Origin of the sequence: Chlorogloeopsis sp. ULAP02 (assembly GCF_038404745.2) — a bacterium.
Lineage (GTDB): Bacteria > Cyanobacteriota > Cyanobacteriia > Cyanobacteriales > Nostocaceae > Chlorogloeopsis.
In genome coordinates, this window is sequence record NZ_JAYKTT020000061.1 from 32793 (window position 1) to 52427 (window position 19635).

Sequence of the window (19635 nt, forward strand, 5' to 3'; positions counted from 1 at the left end):
TTGTAAAACTTGTAGCTACCTGTTTGGCAGGAGAATTTTTAAGTAACTTACGTCAAATTAGGTTATGGGTTACAGGTTATAGGGAACAGGAGAAAACTGTAACCTGTACCCTGAGAAGGGAGAAAAGTTACTTCCTTCTATAGCAGATGGTTACAGGGAACAGAAGAAAACTGTCCCCTATTTCCTATCTCCAATCTTCTAGCCTTTCAAAGGTAAAATTCCGATGTTACGACGCTTAAGCAAGATTATTACTGCTACTACTACATTTTTGCTGCTTTGCAATTCGGTGACACTGGCACAGACAGAGAAATCTCAATCACCAGATCAGTTTCCTCCATCACCACTAGAAATTAATACAGTCGATCCACTACTTCCACGTAATCCTGAAAACCAGCCGTTATCTGCCCAACAACGGCAACAGTTAGAAGCAGCGCTGGATAAGTTGAATCAAGAAGCTACGGCGAAATTGCAAGCAGGTGATACACAAGGAGCTTTTAATACCTGGAACCGAGAACTGCGGCTGCGTCGCTACTTGGGAGCGCTACAAGAAGTACAAGCACTAGGGCGAGTCGGCGCGATCGCTTATCAGAAAAATGATCGTCTAGAAGTGCAATATATTACTGAGCGAATACAAAAAATTCAAAAACAGGCACAATCTCAAAAACCGCCCGATTTAGATCTGCTACAAGCGCTAGGACAAGCTTATCAACAAGTGCGATCGCCTCAAAATGCTGTGGATGTTTATAACCAAGCTTTGGCAATGTTCCGCCAGCAACAAAATGCAGCAAAAGAAGTAGAAACCCTCCAGACAATAGGAAATTTACATCTAGATTGGTTTGATTATCCTAAAGCTGCGGCAAGTTATGAACAATTATTAAAACTTGCTGTCGCGAGTGGCGATAGTACAAGTCAAGTAACATACTTACAACAGCTGGCTTACATTTACGAGCAAGCAAAACAACCCCAGCAAGCGATCAAAATACGCAATCAATTAGTACAAATTTACCAAAATCAAAATAACCTTACCCAGTTACCAAATTTGAAGTTAGCGATCGGCTCAGATTATGAATCTTTAGCACGAGAAAATCCCAATCTGCTGCAAGAGGCTTTTGCCAACTATCAACAAGCTTATACAACCGCTTGGCAATTACAACAGTATGTACGTGCAGGAGAAGCTCTACAAAAGTTAATTGCGCTGTATCGTTCTCAGGGACAAATAGAAGAGGCATTACAAGCTAGCCAAATTTTGATACAGTCTCAACAACTAGCCTCAAACTTTTATGGTTTGATGAATGCTTACGATTTAATGGGGCAAATTTATTTAGAGCGTAAGAATTACCCTCAAGCACTAACTGCTTTTCATAAAGGATTAGAGGTAGCTCAACAACTGAAATATGAGGAAAATCACTTTTCTGAGCAAATTAAAAAAGTTTATGGACAAATGCCTCAGTAAGTTGATAACTCGGTATAGTAATTTTACTATACCGAAAAATTCTCCACTTTACCGATGAAATACTTTTTTCTATTTGCTAGTTTCAAAATTTAATGAATTTGTCAAAAAATATTGATAAATTTATTTAAATTTGCCTTATTTTTTGTCTGTAATGTTGATAATAACAAATAAAATTTGAGTTTTATAGAAATAAAAGTTTTGTGTATCACTGAAAAAGGGTGTGAAAATTAATGAGTTGTGGTTTAATTAAATTAAATTAGCAATTAATCCCTACAAGGATGCAGAAACAATACTGCATTCGATATTGAGTGTCAATTTTCTGGAAGTGGGCTAAGAGTATTTAGGGGAATTAAGCGTAATTGGACACTTGATATTTTTAATTGCACCTGTTCTCAAAACGCATGAGTAATGAACGATATAAAAGCTCTACAGAAATCAGTGGAGCTATAGCTGTCTTTAGGAATTTCGTAATTCCTTTGATTATTGATCTAGTGATAGTCTGAACGAAAAAAGTGCTAATGGAAAGTACATAAGTTCACATCTTGCACTTCACCCCTAAAATGCCTGGAAGATGCCCTTAGGGTACTGACTGAAAACTTTACTTATTCTACTTTAGTAGAATTTAGGTTTTAGCCCTTGAAATTGATTTCTTGGCAGAAAAGAGTGTGGATGCAAGAAATGATTAAGCTTACTCCACTTTTAATTTTGTTGGGGTATGGTGACATTTTCTACTAACTAAAAACTCTACGGGCGGGTTTGAAAGCAATTTCTATTCAGATGATGAGAATATCTATAATATTCCCGCCCCTGCTCCTAAAAAGCAACTACCAACAAAACCAAATTAGTCACAAGTAACGATGAAAAGTATAGCAGGTAAAACAGTGCTATTGACTGGTGCGTCCGGTGGTATCGGAGCATTTATTGCTCGTACGCTGGCAAAAGAAAAGGCAACAGTAATTGGTATTGCTCGTTCCCAAGAAAGGCTAGATCAAATACGTGCTGAGATCGAATTTGCAGGTGGTAAAGGTATAACTATTCCATTTGATATCAGTAAAGTAGAAGAATTACCATCTCTGGTGCAGCAGGTTAACGAAGTTGTAGGGCCAATCGATATTTTGATTAATAATGCTGCCATCGAAAAATATCGACCATTCCAAAACTACTCCTTTAAAGATATCCAGTCAATCTTAGTAACTAATTTAATGGCTGGGATGGAGTTAACCCGGTTGATCTTACCAAGTATGTTAGAGCGTAATAGCGGTCATATCGTCAATATTGCCTCTGGATCTGGGAAAAAAGGAGCACCTTACAACAGTATATATTCTGCTAGTAAAGCAGGTTTAATTATGTGGACAGATGCAGTGCGGCAAGAATTAATAAATACTAGTGTAGGAATTACAGTAGTTTGTCCAGGATACACAAAAGCAGGGATGTTTCTGAAGTTTGGCTTACCATCACCTAAATTAGCACGTGTTTCCGAACCAAAAGCTGTAGCGATCGCAGTTGTGGAAGCCATTAAGCAAAACAAAGCAGAAGTCATACTGGATGGAGTTCTGACAAGGCTTTTATTTTCTAACATCCAACTTTTTCCAGAATTTGGAGATGCAATTTACCGTTGGATTGGTTTAACTGACTTGAACCTAACTTGCGCAGAAAATCAAATGCGTGCCGAAAAGCGCTTGCCTAACTAGTGATATGCCCACAGGCTAGAAGCCTGAGGCTAAAGGAACAAAGCCCACCTGGTATTGTGAAGACAGCCTTTGTTTGTCTAGCCCCACTTTTCCAGAGTGAGGGTATTTTGACTGGCACCGTTTGATTAAGAGAGCCTCTGGCTCTAGTTCTCGTTACCAGGTTCAACCTGGTAACGAGGATTTCGAGGCTTTGCCTCCAGGCTGTTGGGATTGTTGCAAGATGCAGATTATACTAATCTAGCAACTAAAACACAGATTTTTAAATAAAAATTAATCATTTTTCCATCTAAAACTGCAAACTTTATTACTGAAAACTCCAACCTTTTGCTTTTTGATGAATTTACTCCCATTAATAGTTTGCACTTGACTAATACCATAAGCGGCTAATTAACCCAAATCCATGTAAGCAGCTAGACATATAACTACTCTACTTGCTTAGATGTATTTACACAGATGCAATTGATACTCTTCAGGGATTATTTTGTATTAATTTTATTCATCAAAATTCTCAAACTTATTTCTTATCTCCTTACACCTGGTGCATCACCATTAACTCAACAAATGGAGAAAAAATGATTGATAGTCATTATGATGTTATCATCATTGGTACAGGTGCAGGTGGTGGAACACTAGCATATAAATTAGCACCAAGTGGGAAAAAAATTTTAGTTCTGGAGCGTGGTAATTTCCTACCAAGAGAAAAAGCCAATTGGGATTCTCACCAAATATTTAAAAAAGAATGCTACCGCACAGCAGAAGTTTGGTATGACAAACACGGGAAAACAATTCGCCCTCTAACACACTATTACGTCGGTGGTAACACAAAATTTTACGGTGGTGCGTTATTTAGGTTTCGCAAAAATGATTTTAACAGAGTTATTCATAAAGAAGGCATTTCTCCTGAATGGCCATTAAAGTATCAGGATTTTGCCCCTTACTATGCCCAAGCAGAAAAACTTTACGAAGTACATAGTCAGCAAGGTTTAGATCCTACTGAGCCTCAGATTAATGAAGGCTATCCGTTTCCCCCAATTAGCCACGAACCATACATTCAAGAAATTAATGATGCCTTAAAATACAAAAACTTACATCCATTCTATCTGCCGCTTGGTATTAAATTGAATGAAGCTAATCGGTTTTTAAGTTCTTGTATTCGTTGTGAGACTTGCGATGGCTTCCCTTGTTTTCTGAATGCTAAATCTGATGCTGACATTAACTGTATTCGCCCAGCGGTAGCTTATAAAAATTTGACTTTAATCACTCAAGCAAAAGTTATACGCCTGCACACAAATACATCCGGGCGAGAAGTAACAGGAGTAGAAACAGAAATTGCAGGTAAGCAATATATCTTCTCTGGGAATATCGTTGTTCTTGCTTGTGGTGCAATCAACTCAGCCGTATTGTTGCTCAAATCCGCGAACGACAAATACCCAAATGGTTTAGCTAATAGTTCTAACTTAGTAGGGCGAAATTATATGGCTCATAAATTTGGGGTAGTCATAGCTTTATCAACAAAAGCTAACCCTACAGTTTTTCAAAAAACTATAGGTGTTAATGATTTTTATTGGGGAGAGAAGGATTTTCCTTATCCAATGGGCAGCATACAATTACTCGGCAATATTAATCAAGATAGAGTAGCTGCTAATGCACCACCTTTTACGCCCAATATAATAGCTGAAAAAATAGCAAATCATTCTGTTTCTTGGTTATTGATTACTGAAGACTTGCCAGATCCAAATAATCGGGTGCGTGTTAAGGGTGAGAAAATTATTCTTGAATATACGAATAACAACGAACAGCCATTTAATCGTTTCATTCGGCGCTGGATTTCTGTTTTAAAATCAATAAAATTGAACTCTCAAAGAGGGCATTTTTCTGTGTTTATGCCTCAAAAAATGTCTTTAAAAGATGTTGGGCATCAGTGCGGTACTTGTCGTTTTGGTGAAAATCCAGAAACATCAGTACTTGATATCAACTGCCGTACTCATGATGTGGATAATCTTTATGTTGTTGATGGTAGTTTTTTCCCGTCTAGTACTGCTTTAAATCCATCATTAACGATTATGGCGAATGCTTTGCGAGTGGGAGAACATTTGTTAGAAAGGATGAGTTAGTAGTAGAGACGCTTCGGTTACTTGCGTCTGTACAATTAGTAGTTACTAGGGGAAGCCGCAGCCTATCACCCTTGTTACCAGGTTCAACCTGGTAACGAGAACTAGAGCCTCTGGCTCGTGTCACTACTAGCGTGGCTTTGTTCTTTATTCATAATTTATTTTGTAGAGACGCGAGAAATCGCGTCTCTTGGTTTTTACGGAGATAATAAACAGCTTGAGTTTTGTATACCTAGATTTGCTGAGGTAGTCATAACTTGATTGCGGCTAGATTGGACGGATTATAAATATTAAATCATTATAATCATGTCCAAGCTTCTGATTAGCCAATATCATGCAGAAGTAGAAAAAATTATATATTACGGTGGTTCTAGAAAAGAAACTTCTATTCGTGTTGCTTTTCAGAATTTGCTCAATGAATATTGTAAACCTAGAGATTTTAGACTGATTCCTGAATTAGATTATAAAACGCCAAATGGTAAAGTTGTTTATCCGGATGGTACAGTCAAAGATGCATTACGTTTAGATTGGGGTTATTGGGAAAGTAAAGACCAATACGATAAACTAGACGAAGAAATTGAAAAGAAATTTCTCCAAGGCTACCCAGATAGTAATATTCTGTTTGAAGATTCACAAACAGCAGTTTTAATTCAAAGTGGACAAGAAACTAAACGCGTCTTGATGAAAGATACGGACGGTTTGGATGAAATCATCACCACTTTTATTAACTATATTCGCCCGGAAGTTAAAGATTTTCGGCAGGCTATTGAGAATTTTAAAGAAGATTTGCCGATTATTTTAGAGGCATTGCGAGATTTAATCGACAATCAAGCTGAAACGAATGTTGAATTTCAAAAGACAAGAAATAAGTTTTGGGATATTTGTAAGGAATCAATAAATCCTGAAATCAGTTTGCTGGATATTCGGGAAATGATGATTCAGCATATTTTGACAGAAGATATTTTTATCAATATATTTAGTGAGTCTCAGTTTCATAAGGAAAATAATGTAGCGCGAGAATTACAAAGAGTCATAGATACTTTCTTTACAGGCAGTATCAAAAGAAATACTCTCGGTACAATTGAGCGTTACTATGGAGTGATTAGAAGAACTGCTGCGAATATTTACAATCATCATGAAAAGCAGAAGTTTTTAAAGGTTATTTATGAGAATTTCTATAAAGCGTATAATCCTAAAGCTGCTGATAGGCTAGGAATTGTCTACACGCCTAACGAAATCGTGCGCTTCATGATTGAAAGTGTAGATTATCTAACTCATAAGCATTTTGGTAAGCTGCTTGGCGATAAAGGGGTAGAGATTTTAGATCCAGCTACAGGAACAGGAACATTTGTTACTGAATTAATTGAATATTTATCTAAGGATAGTTTGGCATATAAATATAAGCATGAAATCCATTGCAATGAAGTAGCGATTTTGCCTTATTACATTGCTAATTTAAATATTGAATACACCTATAAGCAAAAGATGGGTGTGTATGAGGAGTTTGAGAATATTTGTTTTGTTGATACTTTAGAGCATACCTCGTTTGATGGCAAGCAATTAGATTTGTTTGCGATGTCGGTGGAGAATACAGAGAGGATTAGGCGGCAGAACGAGTGTGATATTTCTGTGATTATTGGTAATCCTCCTTATAATGCCAAACAAGAGAATTTTAATCAAAATAATGCTAATCGTGCTTATCCAGCGATAGATAAGCTTATCAAAGAAACTTATATAAAATATAGTAAAGCTCAGAATAGGAATGTTGTTTATGATATGTATACACGTTTCTATCGCTGGGCTACCGATAGAGTTAAAGATGGCATTATATGTTTTATTACTAATTCTTCTCTTTTAGATGGTATAGCACTTGATGGATTCAGAAAATGTATTCAAGATGATTTTTCTTTTGCATATTTCATTGATTTAGGAGGTAATGTTAGAGCAATATCAGAAAAAAATGGAATATTTATTTCCGAGAAACATACAATTTTTGGAAAAAGTGCTATGACTGGTATTGTAATTTGTTTTCTTATTAAAGATAGCAAATCACCAGGATGTAAGATTTTTTATTCTAATCCATTTCACCTTCATGAACTGAGAGAGAATAAGCTTAGTTATTTAAGAGAAAATACTTTTCAAAATTTTGTTTTTGAACACATCATACCAGATAAAAATTATAACTGGATTAATCAAGCTGATAATGACTTTGATACTCTGCTACCATTAGTTGATAAAGATGTGAAAGCTGGTAAAGCAGAGGAAGCGGTGTTTAAATTGTTCTCTTCAGGTATCAAAACTCAGAGAGATGAATGGGCTTATGATTTATCTAAACAAAATCTTGCTGACAAAATGTCATTTTTTGTACAAATTTACCTAAATGAACTTTACAATCAGAATATAAATGATTTATCAATATCAATTAAATGGGATGAAGATTTAAGAAGTTATTTAAGGAGAGGAATTACAAAAAACTTTACTATAAGTAGTATTATAGAAAGTCTCTATAGACCTTTTTACAAAGAGTACTTGTACTTTGACAAGCACTTCAATGGAAGAACCTATCAATGGTTTAATCTCTACAAAGAGGGTGAGCAAAACCTATATCTCTGTATACCTGGAATTGGTGCATCAAAATCTTTTCAGTGCTTAATGACCAATCATATTACTTGTTTAGATTTTCTTGAAAAAACTCAATGCCTTCCTCTGTACCGCTACGATAAAGACGGAAACCGCATCGATAACATCACCGATTGGGGATTAGCACAATTCCAAAACCATTACAAAGATTCCACAATCACTAAATTAGATATTTTTCACTACACCTACGCCGTCTTAAACAATCCCGCTTATCGACAAAAATACGAACTCAATCTCAAACGAGAATTCCCCCGCTTACCCCTCTACGATGGCTTTCACCAATGGGCTAGCTGGGGTAAACAGTTGATGGATTTGCACATCAATTATGAAACTGTCGCACTCTATCCTTTAAAACGAATTGATTTGCCTTTTGATGAATCCAGTAGAATAACTCCCAAGGCAAAACTCAAAGCTGATAAAACTAAGGGGACGATAATTTTAGATGAATTGACTACCCTAGAAGGTGTCCCTAAAATTGCTTGGGAATATCACCTTGGCAACCGTTGCGCTTTAGAGTGGATTTTGGATCAATATAAGGAAAAAAAACCAAAAGATCCGACTATTGCTGAAAAATTCAATACTTACCGCTTTGCAGATTACAAAGAACAGGTAATAGATTTACTGCAACGAGTCTGCACGGTGAGTGTAGAAACAATGCGGATTATTCAAGAGATGGATAATTAAATTTTGTGTTTTGGTAATGGCGGTGCGTTACGCTGTCGCTAACGCACCCTACTAGTCATTCTTGTATTAGCTTTTAATTTCGCTAAAAAATAAATTTCTTGGCTAAGAGCTTAAGTCAGATTTATCTGACTAGAAAATTCTTTGAGTCCGTTTAAAGGGACTTGTGCTATTAGCCAGAGAATTGATTCTCTGGCTTGTTAAGGGGTAGTGCAAGTTATCTATTAATTAAACAGTTGTTGCTGCCAATTTTTTTGGTTTTTTAACTATTTCGTATAGCTTATCTTCAAATTTTTCCATACACATAGACCAATCATATTCAAGTATAGAGAAGCGAGCGTGCATAGACATTTCTTCTTTAAGCTCAGGATTTTCGAGAATTCTAATCACTTTGTCGGCGAAATCTGAGGGATTGTTGGGTTCGGCAAGGAAGCCGTTGCTACTAGAGGATATCTGTTCTGATGTTGAGGGTGCTTTAACTGCAACTACAGGAGTTCCAGAAGCTAAGGCTTCGTTGTTTGAGGTGCAAAAGTTTTCGGTAATGGAGGGGTTGACAAATACATCGGCTCGTGAGTACCAACCCAGCAGTTCTGTGCCATGCGATTCTCCCCACACAGTCACACCCGGCCCAAATTTGGCGGCACGGTGGCGTATTTCTTCCTGTAAAGGCCCGCTGCCTATAATTACTAAATGCACGTCGGGAATTTTGGCGGCAACAAGTGGGTAGATGTCTAGGAGTTGGGTAACATTTTTTTCTGGGGCAATTCGTCCAACGAAGAGTAGAGTTGGGCGATTATCTTTGGGGATGGGGTTATGACAGATATTATTAGGATTAAATTTTTGGCAATCTATCCCTTGATAAGCTAGGTATTCGCTGCGTTGAGATTGTAGATTTTTGTACTTTTCCAGCTGTTCTCGTGAAGGAAAGAAGTTATAGTCGTAAGCTTCGCTGAATTGCTTGATAAACATTGGCAACATGGGACGAATAAAGCTGAAAAATTGGTTGCCCATGTAATATCGAATATAAGCAACGATATCGGTATGGAATAGCGAGATAATTGGTGTGCCAGTTCGCCGAGCGTATTCTGAGCCGACAGGGCGTCCGTAACCTTGCAAGAAAATTGAATAAAATCCCCTCATTTGCGGCGCTTCTTCAACCACTATGAGATCTGGCTGAAAACTCTCCAAGACTTTGGCATCACTCCAATGGCGATAGCTCAAGGGTTGAGGGAGAGATTTGTAGAAGATCAGGGGCTGGGTGGGGAATGCATAAGAGGAAAAGTTGGGAAAAGACTGTAATTCTTGCAGCCCTGGCATGGGACGGCTACCAACCTCTTTGGGGTACTGCTCGTTAATTTCTGGGTGAATGAGAAAGACTTCGTGTCCTTGTTGTAGCAACCAGCGCACCCGTTGATGCACTGCAACCGAAACCCCTGTTAAGAATGGCGCATACAATCCTGTAATCAGCGCAATGCGAAGAGGTTGTTTTTTCATAGCTGCAAGGAGGTAATTGTATTTATTCAGAGAAAAATTAAAGAGAAACTTTACTATCAACAGGTTGATCTAGCAGTTGATAAGGGCGATATTCGATGAGCTTGATGTTCCAAGGGCCTTTAATTCGGTAGATGGCACCACGCCAGTTGACTGTTGACATCCATAGGGAAGATAGGAGTGCAAACCCGTGAGTCCAATTTGTGAGGAGAATACCGATTAGTATTTTTACGACTGTGGCAGGTGACAATTTGGCTGTCGGTTCACCATGTTTGCTGATTACTTGCTGTACTCCTTTTTCCAGTGCGATCGCAAGCAAGAGTAATCCTAAAATATAGCCACTAAAAGTGGTTAAAGCCAAAATAGCAGCATCCCATTGTTGGGTGCATAAAGCCACTAAAAATAACACCAAGAGTAGATTAGGAAGTATCACAGTTTGAATCGCGTCAGCAATTACAGCCCACCACTGAGGATGATACAGGCGCGAAGAAACTAGTTGACGTTTCATCCACTCTAGTAATCGAGGTAAGTCTGTCTCTTCACGATTGAGAATTAGCAGTGAAGGTACAAACTTAACTTTTAACCCATGTTGTCCCAAGACTCTACGGATCATTGTATCTTCACCGTAGGCTCTTGCCCATCTATCTAACAGTCCTGTTTGGTGGATAACTTCTGTTTTCACAGCTAATGTGCCACCCCAAGGAATTCCGTAAAAGAACATCTGCACAACTGCGGAGGCGTTCCACAAGTAACGCACCGTAGTTCCCCAATATTTGCCAGTGGGTAAGTACCAACGGTTACCTGTGGTTGCCCCGACTTTTGGATCGTCTAGAGGCGTGACTAAGTCACGCAGCCAATTGGGATGAACTACTGCATCCCCATCTGCTAAGGCAACTACTTTGTAGGAGTCATCCAATTCTGAGACTGCTTGTACCAGTGAACTGCATTTGAGGCTACAGTTGTATCTTCTGATGCTCAATGGGCTGACTTGGACATTAGTAGCTCCTAAAGAGGCGATCGCATCATTGGCAATTTTCCAAGCTGGATCTTCTTTACTATCGACGATGAGCTTGAGATCGTATTGTGGGTAGTTTTGTTGCAAGAGCGATCGCAAACAATAGGGTAAAAACGGATCGCCTCCCCGCAGACAAAGAATCACTGCTACTTTCGGTAATTCTTCGTCTGGTAAAGAACTTTTTTGAGGCGATTGCAAAAACAATAAAAATACCAATGTTATAGATGCCTGAATCGCTAGCCAACCCACTAAAAACCTAAATAGCAATAGTACCAATTCTGTCATTTGTTTTTCTCCATGCCCCATTCTGTCTGTGTATCTATGCAAATTAGGTACTGGGGGTACTGGGTAGTGAGAGAGCCAGAGGCTCTAATTCTCGTTACCAGGTTCAACCTGGTAACGAGGGAATTACTGTTCCCTGTCCCCTATCACCTATCCCCTACCTTATGGATCGAGTCCATATTTCATGAAAATGTTGATTGTTTTATTTTTTCGCAATGAAAAACTAGCATCACTAAACTTTGGTGTACCAGTTATGAGTGAAACAGTTGGATTTTTGGAAATACCAAAACCTTCTTTGGGAATACCTAAAAAATCTCTGTCGAGTTTGTAATCTCTGTTTTGATCATCGATGACAGCGACTGCATAAGTTCCTGGTTTCAAACCAGTAAATTGTTTTGTTACATAATTTCCTGCAATTTGAGTACAGCCACTTTTTACTTCGCCGCTACTATCTAAAGGAAATCCTTTTTCGCTTGAAAAAACTCGGATGCAAATCTGACCTTTTTGATGTTTTATACCTTTTACTACTACAGTAAGTGTAGATGTTGGCTCTGCATTGACTTTGCAACCACAACTCATGCTCAGTAGAGCAGGCAGTAAAAAATAAGCAATCTTAGAGGCTTTCATTAACATACTTTTCCTGATAAGTTTGCAGTATCGGTTATGAAGCAATAGACTTTAGTTAGACTCAGTAATAAAAGTGTGTAGAAAGTATGTGTTGCGTTTCACTATGTACTATTTTTTCGAGACTAGCTATAATTCAACCTATGATTATTAACTTTGTAGTAGTACTTTATTTTTAAAGTACTAACTACAATTAAAATTGACCTTGTTATGTCAGCTTTGTGTATTATTGAGCCATCATTTTTTTGAGGTCAGTTTTCTTCAACCACTCTTGAGTTAGCTGCATTCCTTCTTGCAAATTAATTGTTGGTTGGTAATTCAAAACTTTCTGAGCTTTATCTATTGAATAAGCATAGGGACGAGTCATAAAATCTACTACTTCTGGCAAAATATCAGCTTGTTTGCGAAATAGTTTTTGTCCTTGGTAGCGTAATTTAAGAAATAATTTCAGCTCATCTTTTGGTAAAGAAAATGGCGCTGGTAAACCTGCCATCTCTGCTAGGTAGGTAAAATATTCCTTCCAGGAAGTTTCTTGCCCGTCAGTAATATTAAAAATTTCTCCGTAAGTTTCTTTTTCTAGGGCGAGAAATATAGCATCAATGAGATTGTCAATATATACGTGATTGATTACTCCTTGCCCATCATTAGCATAGGCAAATAATTTTTGCCGCATTAACAATAATGGTCGAACAATCCAAGGAATACTTCCAGGCCCGTAAACATCACCTGGTCTAATAATAATGACACCAAAATTGGATGGGTCGTTAAGTTCTAAAAGTGCTTTTTCGGCTTCTATTTTTGTTTGGCAGTAGGGGTTATTTTCACCAGAAAGTGGCCCATCTTCTGTAATGCGATCGGGATAGTTAAAGCCATAGACTAAAGCACTTGAAATATAGATAAAGGTTTTAACACCATGACTCTTGGCTGCTTTAGCAATGTTGAGAGTTCCGCCAACATTGACCTCACGAAATTCTTCTATGGAACCACCTTCTTTGGCTATTTCATCTGTATGTAAAATAATATCTATTCCTTGGCAAGCTGACTCAGTAGTCATAGGATTGGTGATACTGCCAATCATCACTTTAGCGCCTAAGTTCTGTGCTTTTTTAGCTTTATCTGCTGAACTTTGTAGCCCAGATACTTTCATTTCCTTTGCTATAGCTCTTTCTGCTGCACGTAAGCCTACAAATTCGCCAATTCCAGTGATGAGAAGAGATTTATTTTTGAAGTTCATATCAGAAAAAGGATAAAGGATGAAGAGTGAAGAATGAAGGGAAAAGATAGAAGAGTAAATATTATTTGATTACTTTAGACTTCATCCTTTAGAAAATATCAGCTGGATCTGTAGAACGAAGTTTGTTGATAGCAAGTGCTCCAGAAGTCATACACATTAAAACTGCCGATATCAATACAATGACTGCGTTATGAAGACTCATCATGATAGGTAATTTGGTTGCATCCATCGCAAAATTATATAAGAATAAGGAAATAAGAAATCCTGGGATGTAGCCTAGTAACGACAGAATTAGAGCTTGTTGAAAGACTAAATGCAAGAAGTAGTTATTCGCATAACCTATGGCTTTTAATGTTGCATAGGCTATTAATTGAGTAGAAATATTACTGTAGAGAATCTGATAGACAATCACTATACCAACAACAGAAGCCATTGTTAGCATGAGATTAAGGATAAAACCAATGGGTGTTCTAGTTGCCCAATATTTTTTCTCGAAATCTATGAATTCCTGGTAGGTAAAAATCTTCACATCATCAGGTAAATTAGCTTGTAATTCTTTTAAGACTCGTTCAGGATTAGCACCAGATTTGAGAGAGATTACACCTACGTCTATCATTTCTGAAGGACGGCTATTAGGAAATATCCTGAGAAAAGTTGTATCACTAACCATCAAATTACCATCTACACCAAAGGAAGGGCCCAAACTGAACAATCCACCAACTCTGACTCTGTATCCTCTTAATGAATCAAAGGGAAAAATTTCAAGTATTTGTTCTGTTTGTTCTTGAGTAAACTTTTGAGCAACTGGGCCAAATTCTGGTCGAGAATTGCGATCAAAAAGTACTACATCAGGAACTTTAATTTTGTCTATGTTTTTCTCCACTTCTGGTATATTCATCACAGGTCTGCCAGGCTCAAATCCAATCACATAGATTGAATATTTCTCGCCATTTTCAGGATTCTTAAATTTGGCGAATCCCAAATACATTGGGCTAACGGACTCTACACCATCAAACCCTAAAGCCTGATACAATCGAGACCGAAAGTAACTTTGAATTGCAGTCAAAGATTTATATTGAGAACTGACTAAAAATAAATCTCCTTGGAGATTGCGGTGTACTTGGGTAGCACTGGAGTAAAGAGCATCTTGAAATCCAAGTTGCATAAACATCAAAATCACAATAAAACCAATGCCAGCTATAGCCACTAGAGAACGAATTTTGTTTCTGACTAGTTGTAGCCAAGCTACGGGAGTTGTAAACACCATGATTCAAGATAAATGCGATCGTGTGCGAGTAATTTAACAATGCCTGCTGCGGTTAAATTTGAATGGCGACATCTACCTGTAAGTTGGTTAAACCAGCGACTAGTTCACTATCTGCTGGATTATCGATGCGAATTTTTACCTGGATGACTCTACGATCTGTATCTGCTCCTGGGTTGATACTTAAGATGCTTTGTCTGTCAACTAACAAGCCAATCTCGCTGACAGTTCCTTGCAATTTTTTGGGGAAGGCTGTGCTGGTAATTACGACTTTTTGCCCTGGGCGGACTTTCTGAATGTCAGTTTGATAAACTTCTGCAATCACGGACATTTGGGAAGTTTTGCCGATTTCAATAATTCCGGCTGTGGCGACTACTTCTCCTGATTTAGTGTGAGTCTTCAAAACTTTACCATCTATGGGAGCTTTAACGTAGGTGAGATCGTGTTCTGCCTTTGCCTGTTTAACAGCTGATATCGCACTTTTGAGTTCAGCTTGGGCAAGTTGTACATCTGTTGGGCGTACCTCCTTAATACTTCCCAGCTTGGCTCTTGCTTCGCTGAGTTGTTCTTCTAAGGTATCTACTGTACGGTTGAGGGTTGCCTTGGCTTCAACAAGTTGCTGCTGTACAGTTTGATATTGTAAAGCTTTACTAGCCGCAGTAGAGGCGGAAACAGCGCCTTCTTGGTATAACTGCTGATATCGGCTATTTTCGGTTTGGGCATTGTCAGCTTGAGCTTGTAAACTGGCGATCGCTGCTTTTTGTGCAGTGACTTCTCCTCGTAACTGCGATTCAATTCGGGCGATCGTTGCTCTTTGGGCATCAATATCTCCTATTTTTGCCCCAGCTTTTACTTGTGCTAATTTAGCTTGAGCAACATCAACATTACTTAGAGCCTGTTGTACATTTGCTAGAGAGCGAGCATATCCTTCTAGTAATGCGATTACCTGCCCTGCTTTAATCTGTTCACCTTCTTTCACTAACAGCTTCTCTACTCTTACACCAGTTAGCGAGCTTGGAGCAGACAACTGAGTCACTTCACCTTCGGGTACTATACGCCCCAAAGCAGTAACAGCAACTCTTGCGGGTGCAGCTTTAACGGGCTTTTGTGGTTGGGTTTGCACATTGGAGCGAAAAAGTAACAAACTAAAGAAAGATACCAACCCTGTAGTTAAAGCTATAAAAGCTGCCAAAAAAAGTGGCCACCTACTAGCAGGTTTTACAAAGAGAAAACTTTTCTTGTCTGCTGACATATTTTCATCCCAATTTGGTATTAGTTTTTAGTTGCTAATTGCCAATTGCTAATAGTTAATTGTTCATTGTTCATTGTTCATTGCCATTAGCTATTAACCATGAACAATTACAAGAGAAATACGTTATTTACCTATCCCTCTTTTGTCATTTTGATTGCAAAAAAAAATATTTCAGCTTTCAATTTTGTCATTGTGAAAATAGCAAATATGACAAAAGTTTTGATTGCAATAAGTAATGGCCTTAATCTAACTCTACTTTTGCCTGCTTATAAAGTTTCCGTGGGTAGTCCCAATGAAACAAGTTTTATCACCAAGAATGAAAGTGGAATTTTTACTGTTCCCTGTTTCCGACTTTCAAGTCAGACAATTATGTGATAAATCACACAACGAGGGAATGAAAATATTTCTTTTTCTGTTCCCTGTTAAGATTTCCCTATTTTCAAGACAGATGGCAGTAGGCAGATAACAGTAGGGAAAATGCCTATTCTATCTGGTTTTTGGGAATAAGCATTTTATGCTTAATAATGCCTATCTACTGGTCAATAATACTAAATCCAATCTCAAGGTACCCCTTTTTTCAATTCTCACTCAAAGTTAAATGTATTTATGTAACCGTAGACACGCGACTGGTTTTATCTAGTTTTCAACTCTAAAAGAGATGCTCAGGCGGATTATAGTATGAGTAAATTTTCGGTAAATCAATAGGGCTTGATGGATGCCAAAGTTTCTTCAAATTTACTCTTGACCTGCACCGATAATGGTGGCTTAAAAACAAGGTAAAATAAAAAACTCTTCGTTCTGAAAAAACTTAAGTAGTAACGAAGCGACTACAATAATAAAATCAAAAAACTTGCTTTCCAGTATGGCAAAGAAGTGCGATGCTGTCAAGTTATTCACTAGAGGATAGGAACTAAGAATAGTGAAGGATAACTGAATAACTGAATCATTGATAACTAATACCCAACAATCAGTTTTCGTTATCATGTCTAAGTTCGGATCAGGAACTTTTTGATGATGACTCACTTCATAGAGCTACTAAATCAATGGATACCGCTCTCAATTGATAAACAGTTGATAAGCTGACTATAGGTCATAAGACATTCTCATCAAAGTTCTCACAAAATTTCCGTTTTTAAGAATACTGGTGCAATATATTAGGTTTATCGTCTTGCTGATGATTTCACTGACGGCATCAAAAAACAGTAATTATGCCTAGAATAGCTATAGACAAAATTAAAATAGGTGTGAATCGCCGTCCATTAAACGGCGAGAAAGTGAAGGAGTTAAAAGAATCTATTCAGGCAATGGGTTTACTAAACCCAATCACAGTAGATGGAGATTATAAATTGATAGCTGGGCTGCACCGTTTGACAGCCTGTCAGATGCTGGGTTTAAACGAAATAGAGTGCAATGTCATTAACTACGAAGATACTGAACAAGCTCGTTTAGCGGAGATTGATGAGAATTTAATCCGCAATGAGCTAGAGCCGCTGGAGCGTCATGAACTTTGGCTAGAAAGAGAACAAATTCTGCAAAAGTTGGGACTGAGAGCAAAACCAGGAGATAACCAACACACTCTCAAAGGTGGTGAAATGGTTGCACCTCCTCCTAAGACTACTAAGGAGATGGCTAAAAAAGCTGGTTTTTCTGAACGTACTCTCCAGCAAGGTTTACAGATTGCTAAAGGCATTCATCCAGAAATTAAACAGCTAATTAAAGGGACATCGATCGCCAAAAGTACTACAGCCCAATTAGAGATAGCCAGATCTGCGGCTCAAGAACGGGCTGTGGCAGAACAAGCAGAAAAAGCTTCTCAGTTAGCTAAAGCGATGGGAAAGCAACAAGAAGCCGAAAAACAAGCGAAAGTAGCCGAACAAGCACGAACCAAGCAAAAAGAGTTACAACTGGTAGCTTTCCAAAGTGCGATGGCTCAAAAGGAAACAAAATCGGCTCTTAAGAAAGTTCCTACACAGGTACAAAAAACTCCTGACAAAAGAGCGATCGCCCTGCACTCGTCGCAAGTAAAATTGGGTGACGAATTGATACTTGGTCGGCATTTAGTTTATTGTGGCGATACTAGCAGCAAAGAATTCAAGGAACTGCTACCCTCAAATGCAGCTTTGGCGATCGCGACAGTTTCACCAAATTGGAATCATGACTACTTGATTGATGAAGCACGGGTTGTGGCAGTACTACGTTCGGGGGGCAATATCTACAAATTTTGCAGTCGGGTGCGAATGCCATTTCAATATGAATTTGTGATTGGCAACTTATATGTAAGCATTTTTTCTCACCAGCCTAAAACCCAGCCTCAGATACCAATTAATATTGAAGGCGTAGAAGGAACAATCAATTACCTGATCAATTTGTATACCAGTCATCAAGATAATTTTGTCATTGCCCCGTTTATGGGAGATGGTGAAATCCTCATTAATTGTGAAAGGATGGGACGTATCTGTTTTATTGGAGACGAGAATCCTGAATTTATTAGTCGTGGAATTACGCGCTGGGAGAAATGGACAGGAAAGCAAGCTGAAAAAACCAATTCAACAAGTTATGTCAAGTAGTTTTAGAGACTGCCAAAAAATAAATTATCCAGTAGGATGCGTTAGGCTTAACGCCGTAACACACCGCCTACACCTAATAGATAGAAGGTGCCTTACGCTTCGCGTTAACACACCCTACGGCTCCTCTGCCTTTCTTCGATATTCGTATAATTGCAATCTGAAAATTGAGAAGTTATATATTAAAATTTCACAGCAGTCTCGATAACCTCTCGATTCAGGGGTTCAGAGACTGTTATTTATGAGAGTAATAAATAAATATTTCTGTTATTTATTAACATTCACAAACTAGATTTATACTAATCAATATAATGTCAATTATTATTGACTTGTATATACACTGAATATCTCAAATTAATTTTTTGGAAAAAGTCAATACTACTTCTGCCTAAATTATCATGTATCTATAAGAAGTATACTGAAGCTCATTGAAAGCATTAATGTACTCAAAGCCTCGTGAAAATAATAAATTAAACCATTGATAATCGTCTTTTTGATTCAGACTATATTTATGTTAAAGGATTTGAGTTTCAAGACTATTGTTACTAATTCACAGTCAGAAATGCTACTTTTTTTAGTTAGTCCAAGACGGACATCAGATTTTTTTTAAAATTGCCTTCTACGAACAATATAGTTGATGCCAATTATGCTAGTTTGGTATTAATTCTCATTCTTTAAAGCGGCACGGTCAATTATTTAGTCGATTGAGTAATGACAACTAAAAATCACCTAATACTATCGTCAATTACTAGTTCTATGATTGATCGCATTGACTCGTGAGTTCGGATGAAATGTGGTGTTTGGAGTGTAGCTAATTTGTCAAATATTCATTGACAAAATCTATAGAATAAATTATCTTGGAAGTCGAAACTGCTATGGCATTCATCAAGATCCAGAACGTTGTCATTAACACCAGTCACATTGCCGCAGTTAAGCTAGATAATCAAACTGGCTCTGGAGAAAAAAGCGTTTCTATTCTTTTAGTTACTCCCAAGTTTCCATTATTCCAGTGGGAAAGCATCTCACCCAATCTCCATCATTACGAATGGATTGAGTTCACGGGTCAGGCAGCTAACGCACTGCAAGACTATTTTAGCAGTTACAACAACGTTATTGACTTGTTGCCAGAATGTCAGGAGTCGAGCGTTGTGTAATATTTTTTATTTAATTTTACCAGACGCGATCGCCATGATTTTGATCAGGTACAGCGTCAACTTAACGGGGTGACATATACTATTTTGAGTTAATGTCAATACAAGTATTGAACCTTTATGTATAAGATAGCTGCTGCATCACTTCGCTACAGAAATTGCAGTTGTTCTATCAACCCACA

12 protein-coding genes are annotated in these 19635 nt (G+C 37.9%); 6 read left to right on the top strand and 6 right to left on the bottom strand.

All coding sequences use genetic code 11. The annotated features are described in order from the left end of the window. Nucleotides 1-223: 223 nt before the first annotated feature. From U2718_RS20840 to U2718_RS20855, 4 genes are all read left to right on the top strand, one after another. Nucleotides 224-1453 carry a hypothetical protein gene (locus U2718_RS20840; RefSeq protein WP_342000758.1) on the top strand — a complete coding sequence of 410 codons (1230 nt, stop codon included), beginning with the start codon at nucleotides 224-226 and terminating at the stop codon, nucleotides 1451-1453. 857 nt (nucleotides 1454-2310) lie between these two features. After that, nucleotides 2311-3144: an SDR family NAD(P)-dependent oxidoreductase gene (locus tag U2718_RS20845; protein WP_342000756.1), complete on the top strand. Its 834-nt coding sequence runs from the start codon at nucleotides 2311-2313 to the stop codon at nucleotides 3142-3144. Nucleotides 3145-3716: 572 nt separating this feature from the next. Continuing rightward, entirely contained in the window at nucleotides 3717-5258 is a 1542-nt protein-coding gene (locus U2718_RS20850) for a GMC family oxidoreductase (RefSeq protein ID WP_342000753.1), read from the top strand. 303 nt (nucleotides 5259-5561) lie between these two features. After that, the gene (locus U2718_RS20855; RefSeq protein WP_342000751.1) at nucleotides 5562-8579 is read left to right on the top strand and encodes a type ISP restriction/modification enzyme; all 3018 of its coding nucleotides are present in this window, start codon (nucleotides 5562-5564) and stop codon (nucleotides 8577-8579) included. Between the two features lie 225 nt (nucleotides 8580-8804). Here the strand turns inward: U2718_RS20855 and U2718_RS20860 are convergent, their stop codons facing one another. From U2718_RS20860 to U2718_RS20885, 6 genes are all read right to left on the bottom strand, one after another. Further along, the gene (locus tag U2718_RS20860; RefSeq protein WP_342000749.1) at nucleotides 8805-10070 is read right to left on the bottom strand and encodes a glycosyltransferase; all 1266 of its coding nucleotides are present in this window, start codon (nucleotides 10068-10070) and stop codon (nucleotides 8805-8807) included. A gap of 37 nt (nucleotides 10071-10107) precedes the next feature. After that, nucleotides 10108-11367, bottom strand: a complete 1260-nt coding sequence (locus tag U2718_RS20865; protein WP_342000747.1) for a glycosyltransferase family 2 protein — start codon at nucleotides 11365-11367, stop codon at nucleotides 10108-10110. 159 nt (nucleotides 11368-11526) lie between these two features. Next, a complete protein-coding gene (locus tag U2718_RS20870; protein WP_342000745.1) occupies nucleotides 11527-11997 on the bottom strand; it encodes a DUF2141 domain-containing protein in 471 nt (156 codons plus the stop codon). A 217-nt stretch (nucleotides 11998-12214) separates the two neighbouring features. After that, a complete protein-coding gene (locus U2718_RS20875; protein WP_342000743.1) occupies nucleotides 12215-13222 on the bottom strand; it encodes an NAD(P)-dependent oxidoreductase in 1008 nt (335 codons plus the stop codon). A gap of 88 nt (nucleotides 13223-13310) precedes the next feature. Continuing rightward, nucleotides 13311-14489, bottom strand: coding sequence for an ABC transporter permease DevC (devC, locus tag U2718_RS20880; protein WP_342000741.1), 1179 nt, complete (start codon nucleotides 14487-14489; stop codon nucleotides 13311-13313). Between the two features lie 52 nt (nucleotides 14490-14541). Then, nucleotides 14542-15738 carry an ABC exporter membrane fusion protein gene (locus U2718_RS20885; RefSeq protein WP_342000739.1) on the bottom strand — a complete coding sequence of 399 codons (1197 nt, stop codon included), beginning with the start codon at nucleotides 15736-15738 and terminating at the stop codon, nucleotides 14542-14544. 1208 nt (nucleotides 15739-16946) lie between these two features. On the opposite strand from U2718_RS20885, the gene U2718_RS20890 reads away from it, so the two are divergent. Both U2718_RS20890 and U2718_RS20895 read left to right on the top strand, forming a co-directional pair. Continuing rightward, nucleotides 16947-18305, top strand: a complete 1359-nt coding sequence (locus U2718_RS20890; protein WP_342000737.1) for a ParB/RepB/Spo0J family partition protein — start codon at nucleotides 16947-16949, stop codon at nucleotides 18303-18305. A gap of 872 nt (nucleotides 18306-19177) precedes the next feature. Next, nucleotides 19178-19456 carry a hypothetical protein gene (locus U2718_RS20895; RefSeq protein ID WP_342000734.1) on the top strand — a complete coding sequence of 93 codons (279 nt, stop codon included), beginning with the start codon at nucleotides 19178-19180 and terminating at the stop codon, nucleotides 19454-19456. The last annotated feature ends 179 nt before the right edge of the window (nucleotides 19457-19635 follow it).

What these genes read in the sequence shown, in the direction of transcription:
- U2718_RS20840 (WP_342000758.1), top strand. Translation starts at nt 224, where the DNA reads ATGTTACGACGCTTAAGCAAGATTATTACTGCTACTACTACATTTTTG.
- U2718_RS20845 (WP_342000756.1), top strand. Translation starts at nt 2,311, where the DNA reads ATGAAAAGTATAGCAGGTAAAACAGTGCTATTGACTGGTGCGTCCGGT.
- U2718_RS20850 (WP_342000753.1), top strand. Translation starts at nt 3,717, where the DNA reads ATGATTGATAGTCATTATGATGTTATCATCATTGGTACAGGTGCAGGT.
- U2718_RS20855 (WP_342000751.1), top strand. Translation starts at nt 5,562, where the DNA reads ATGTCCAAGCTTCTGATTAGCCAATATCATGCAGAAGTAGAAAAAATT.
- U2718_RS20860 (WP_342000749.1), bottom strand. Translation starts at nt 10,070, where the DNA reads ATGAAAAAACAACCTCTTCGCATTGCGCTGATTACAGGATTGTATGCG.
- U2718_RS20865 (WP_342000747.1), bottom strand. Translation starts at nt 11,367, where the DNA reads ATGACAGAATTGGTACTATTGCTATTTAGGTTTTTAGTGGGTTGGCTA.
- U2718_RS20870 (WP_342000745.1), bottom strand. Translation starts at nt 11,997, where the DNA reads ATGTTAATGAAAGCCTCTAAGATTGCTTATTTTTTACTGCCTGCTCTA.
- U2718_RS20875 (WP_342000743.1), bottom strand. Translation starts at nt 13,222, where the DNA reads ATGAACTTCAAAAATAAATCTCTTCTCATCACTGGAATTGGCGAATTT.
- devC (WP_342000741.1), bottom strand. Translation starts at nt 14,489, where the DNA reads ATGGTGTTTACAACTCCCGTAGCTTGGCTACAACTAGTCAGAAACAAA.
- U2718_RS20885 (WP_342000739.1), bottom strand. Translation starts at nt 15,738, where the DNA reads ATGTCAGCAGACAAGAAAAGTTTTCTCTTTGTAAAACCTGCTAGTAGG.
- U2718_RS20890 (WP_342000737.1), top strand. Translation starts at nt 16,947, where the DNA reads ATGCCTAGAATAGCTATAGACAAAATTAAAATAGGTGTGAATCGCCGT.
- U2718_RS20895 (WP_342000734.1), top strand. Translation starts at nt 19,178, where the DNA reads ATGGCATTCATCAAGATCCAGAACGTTGTCATTAACACCAGTCACATT.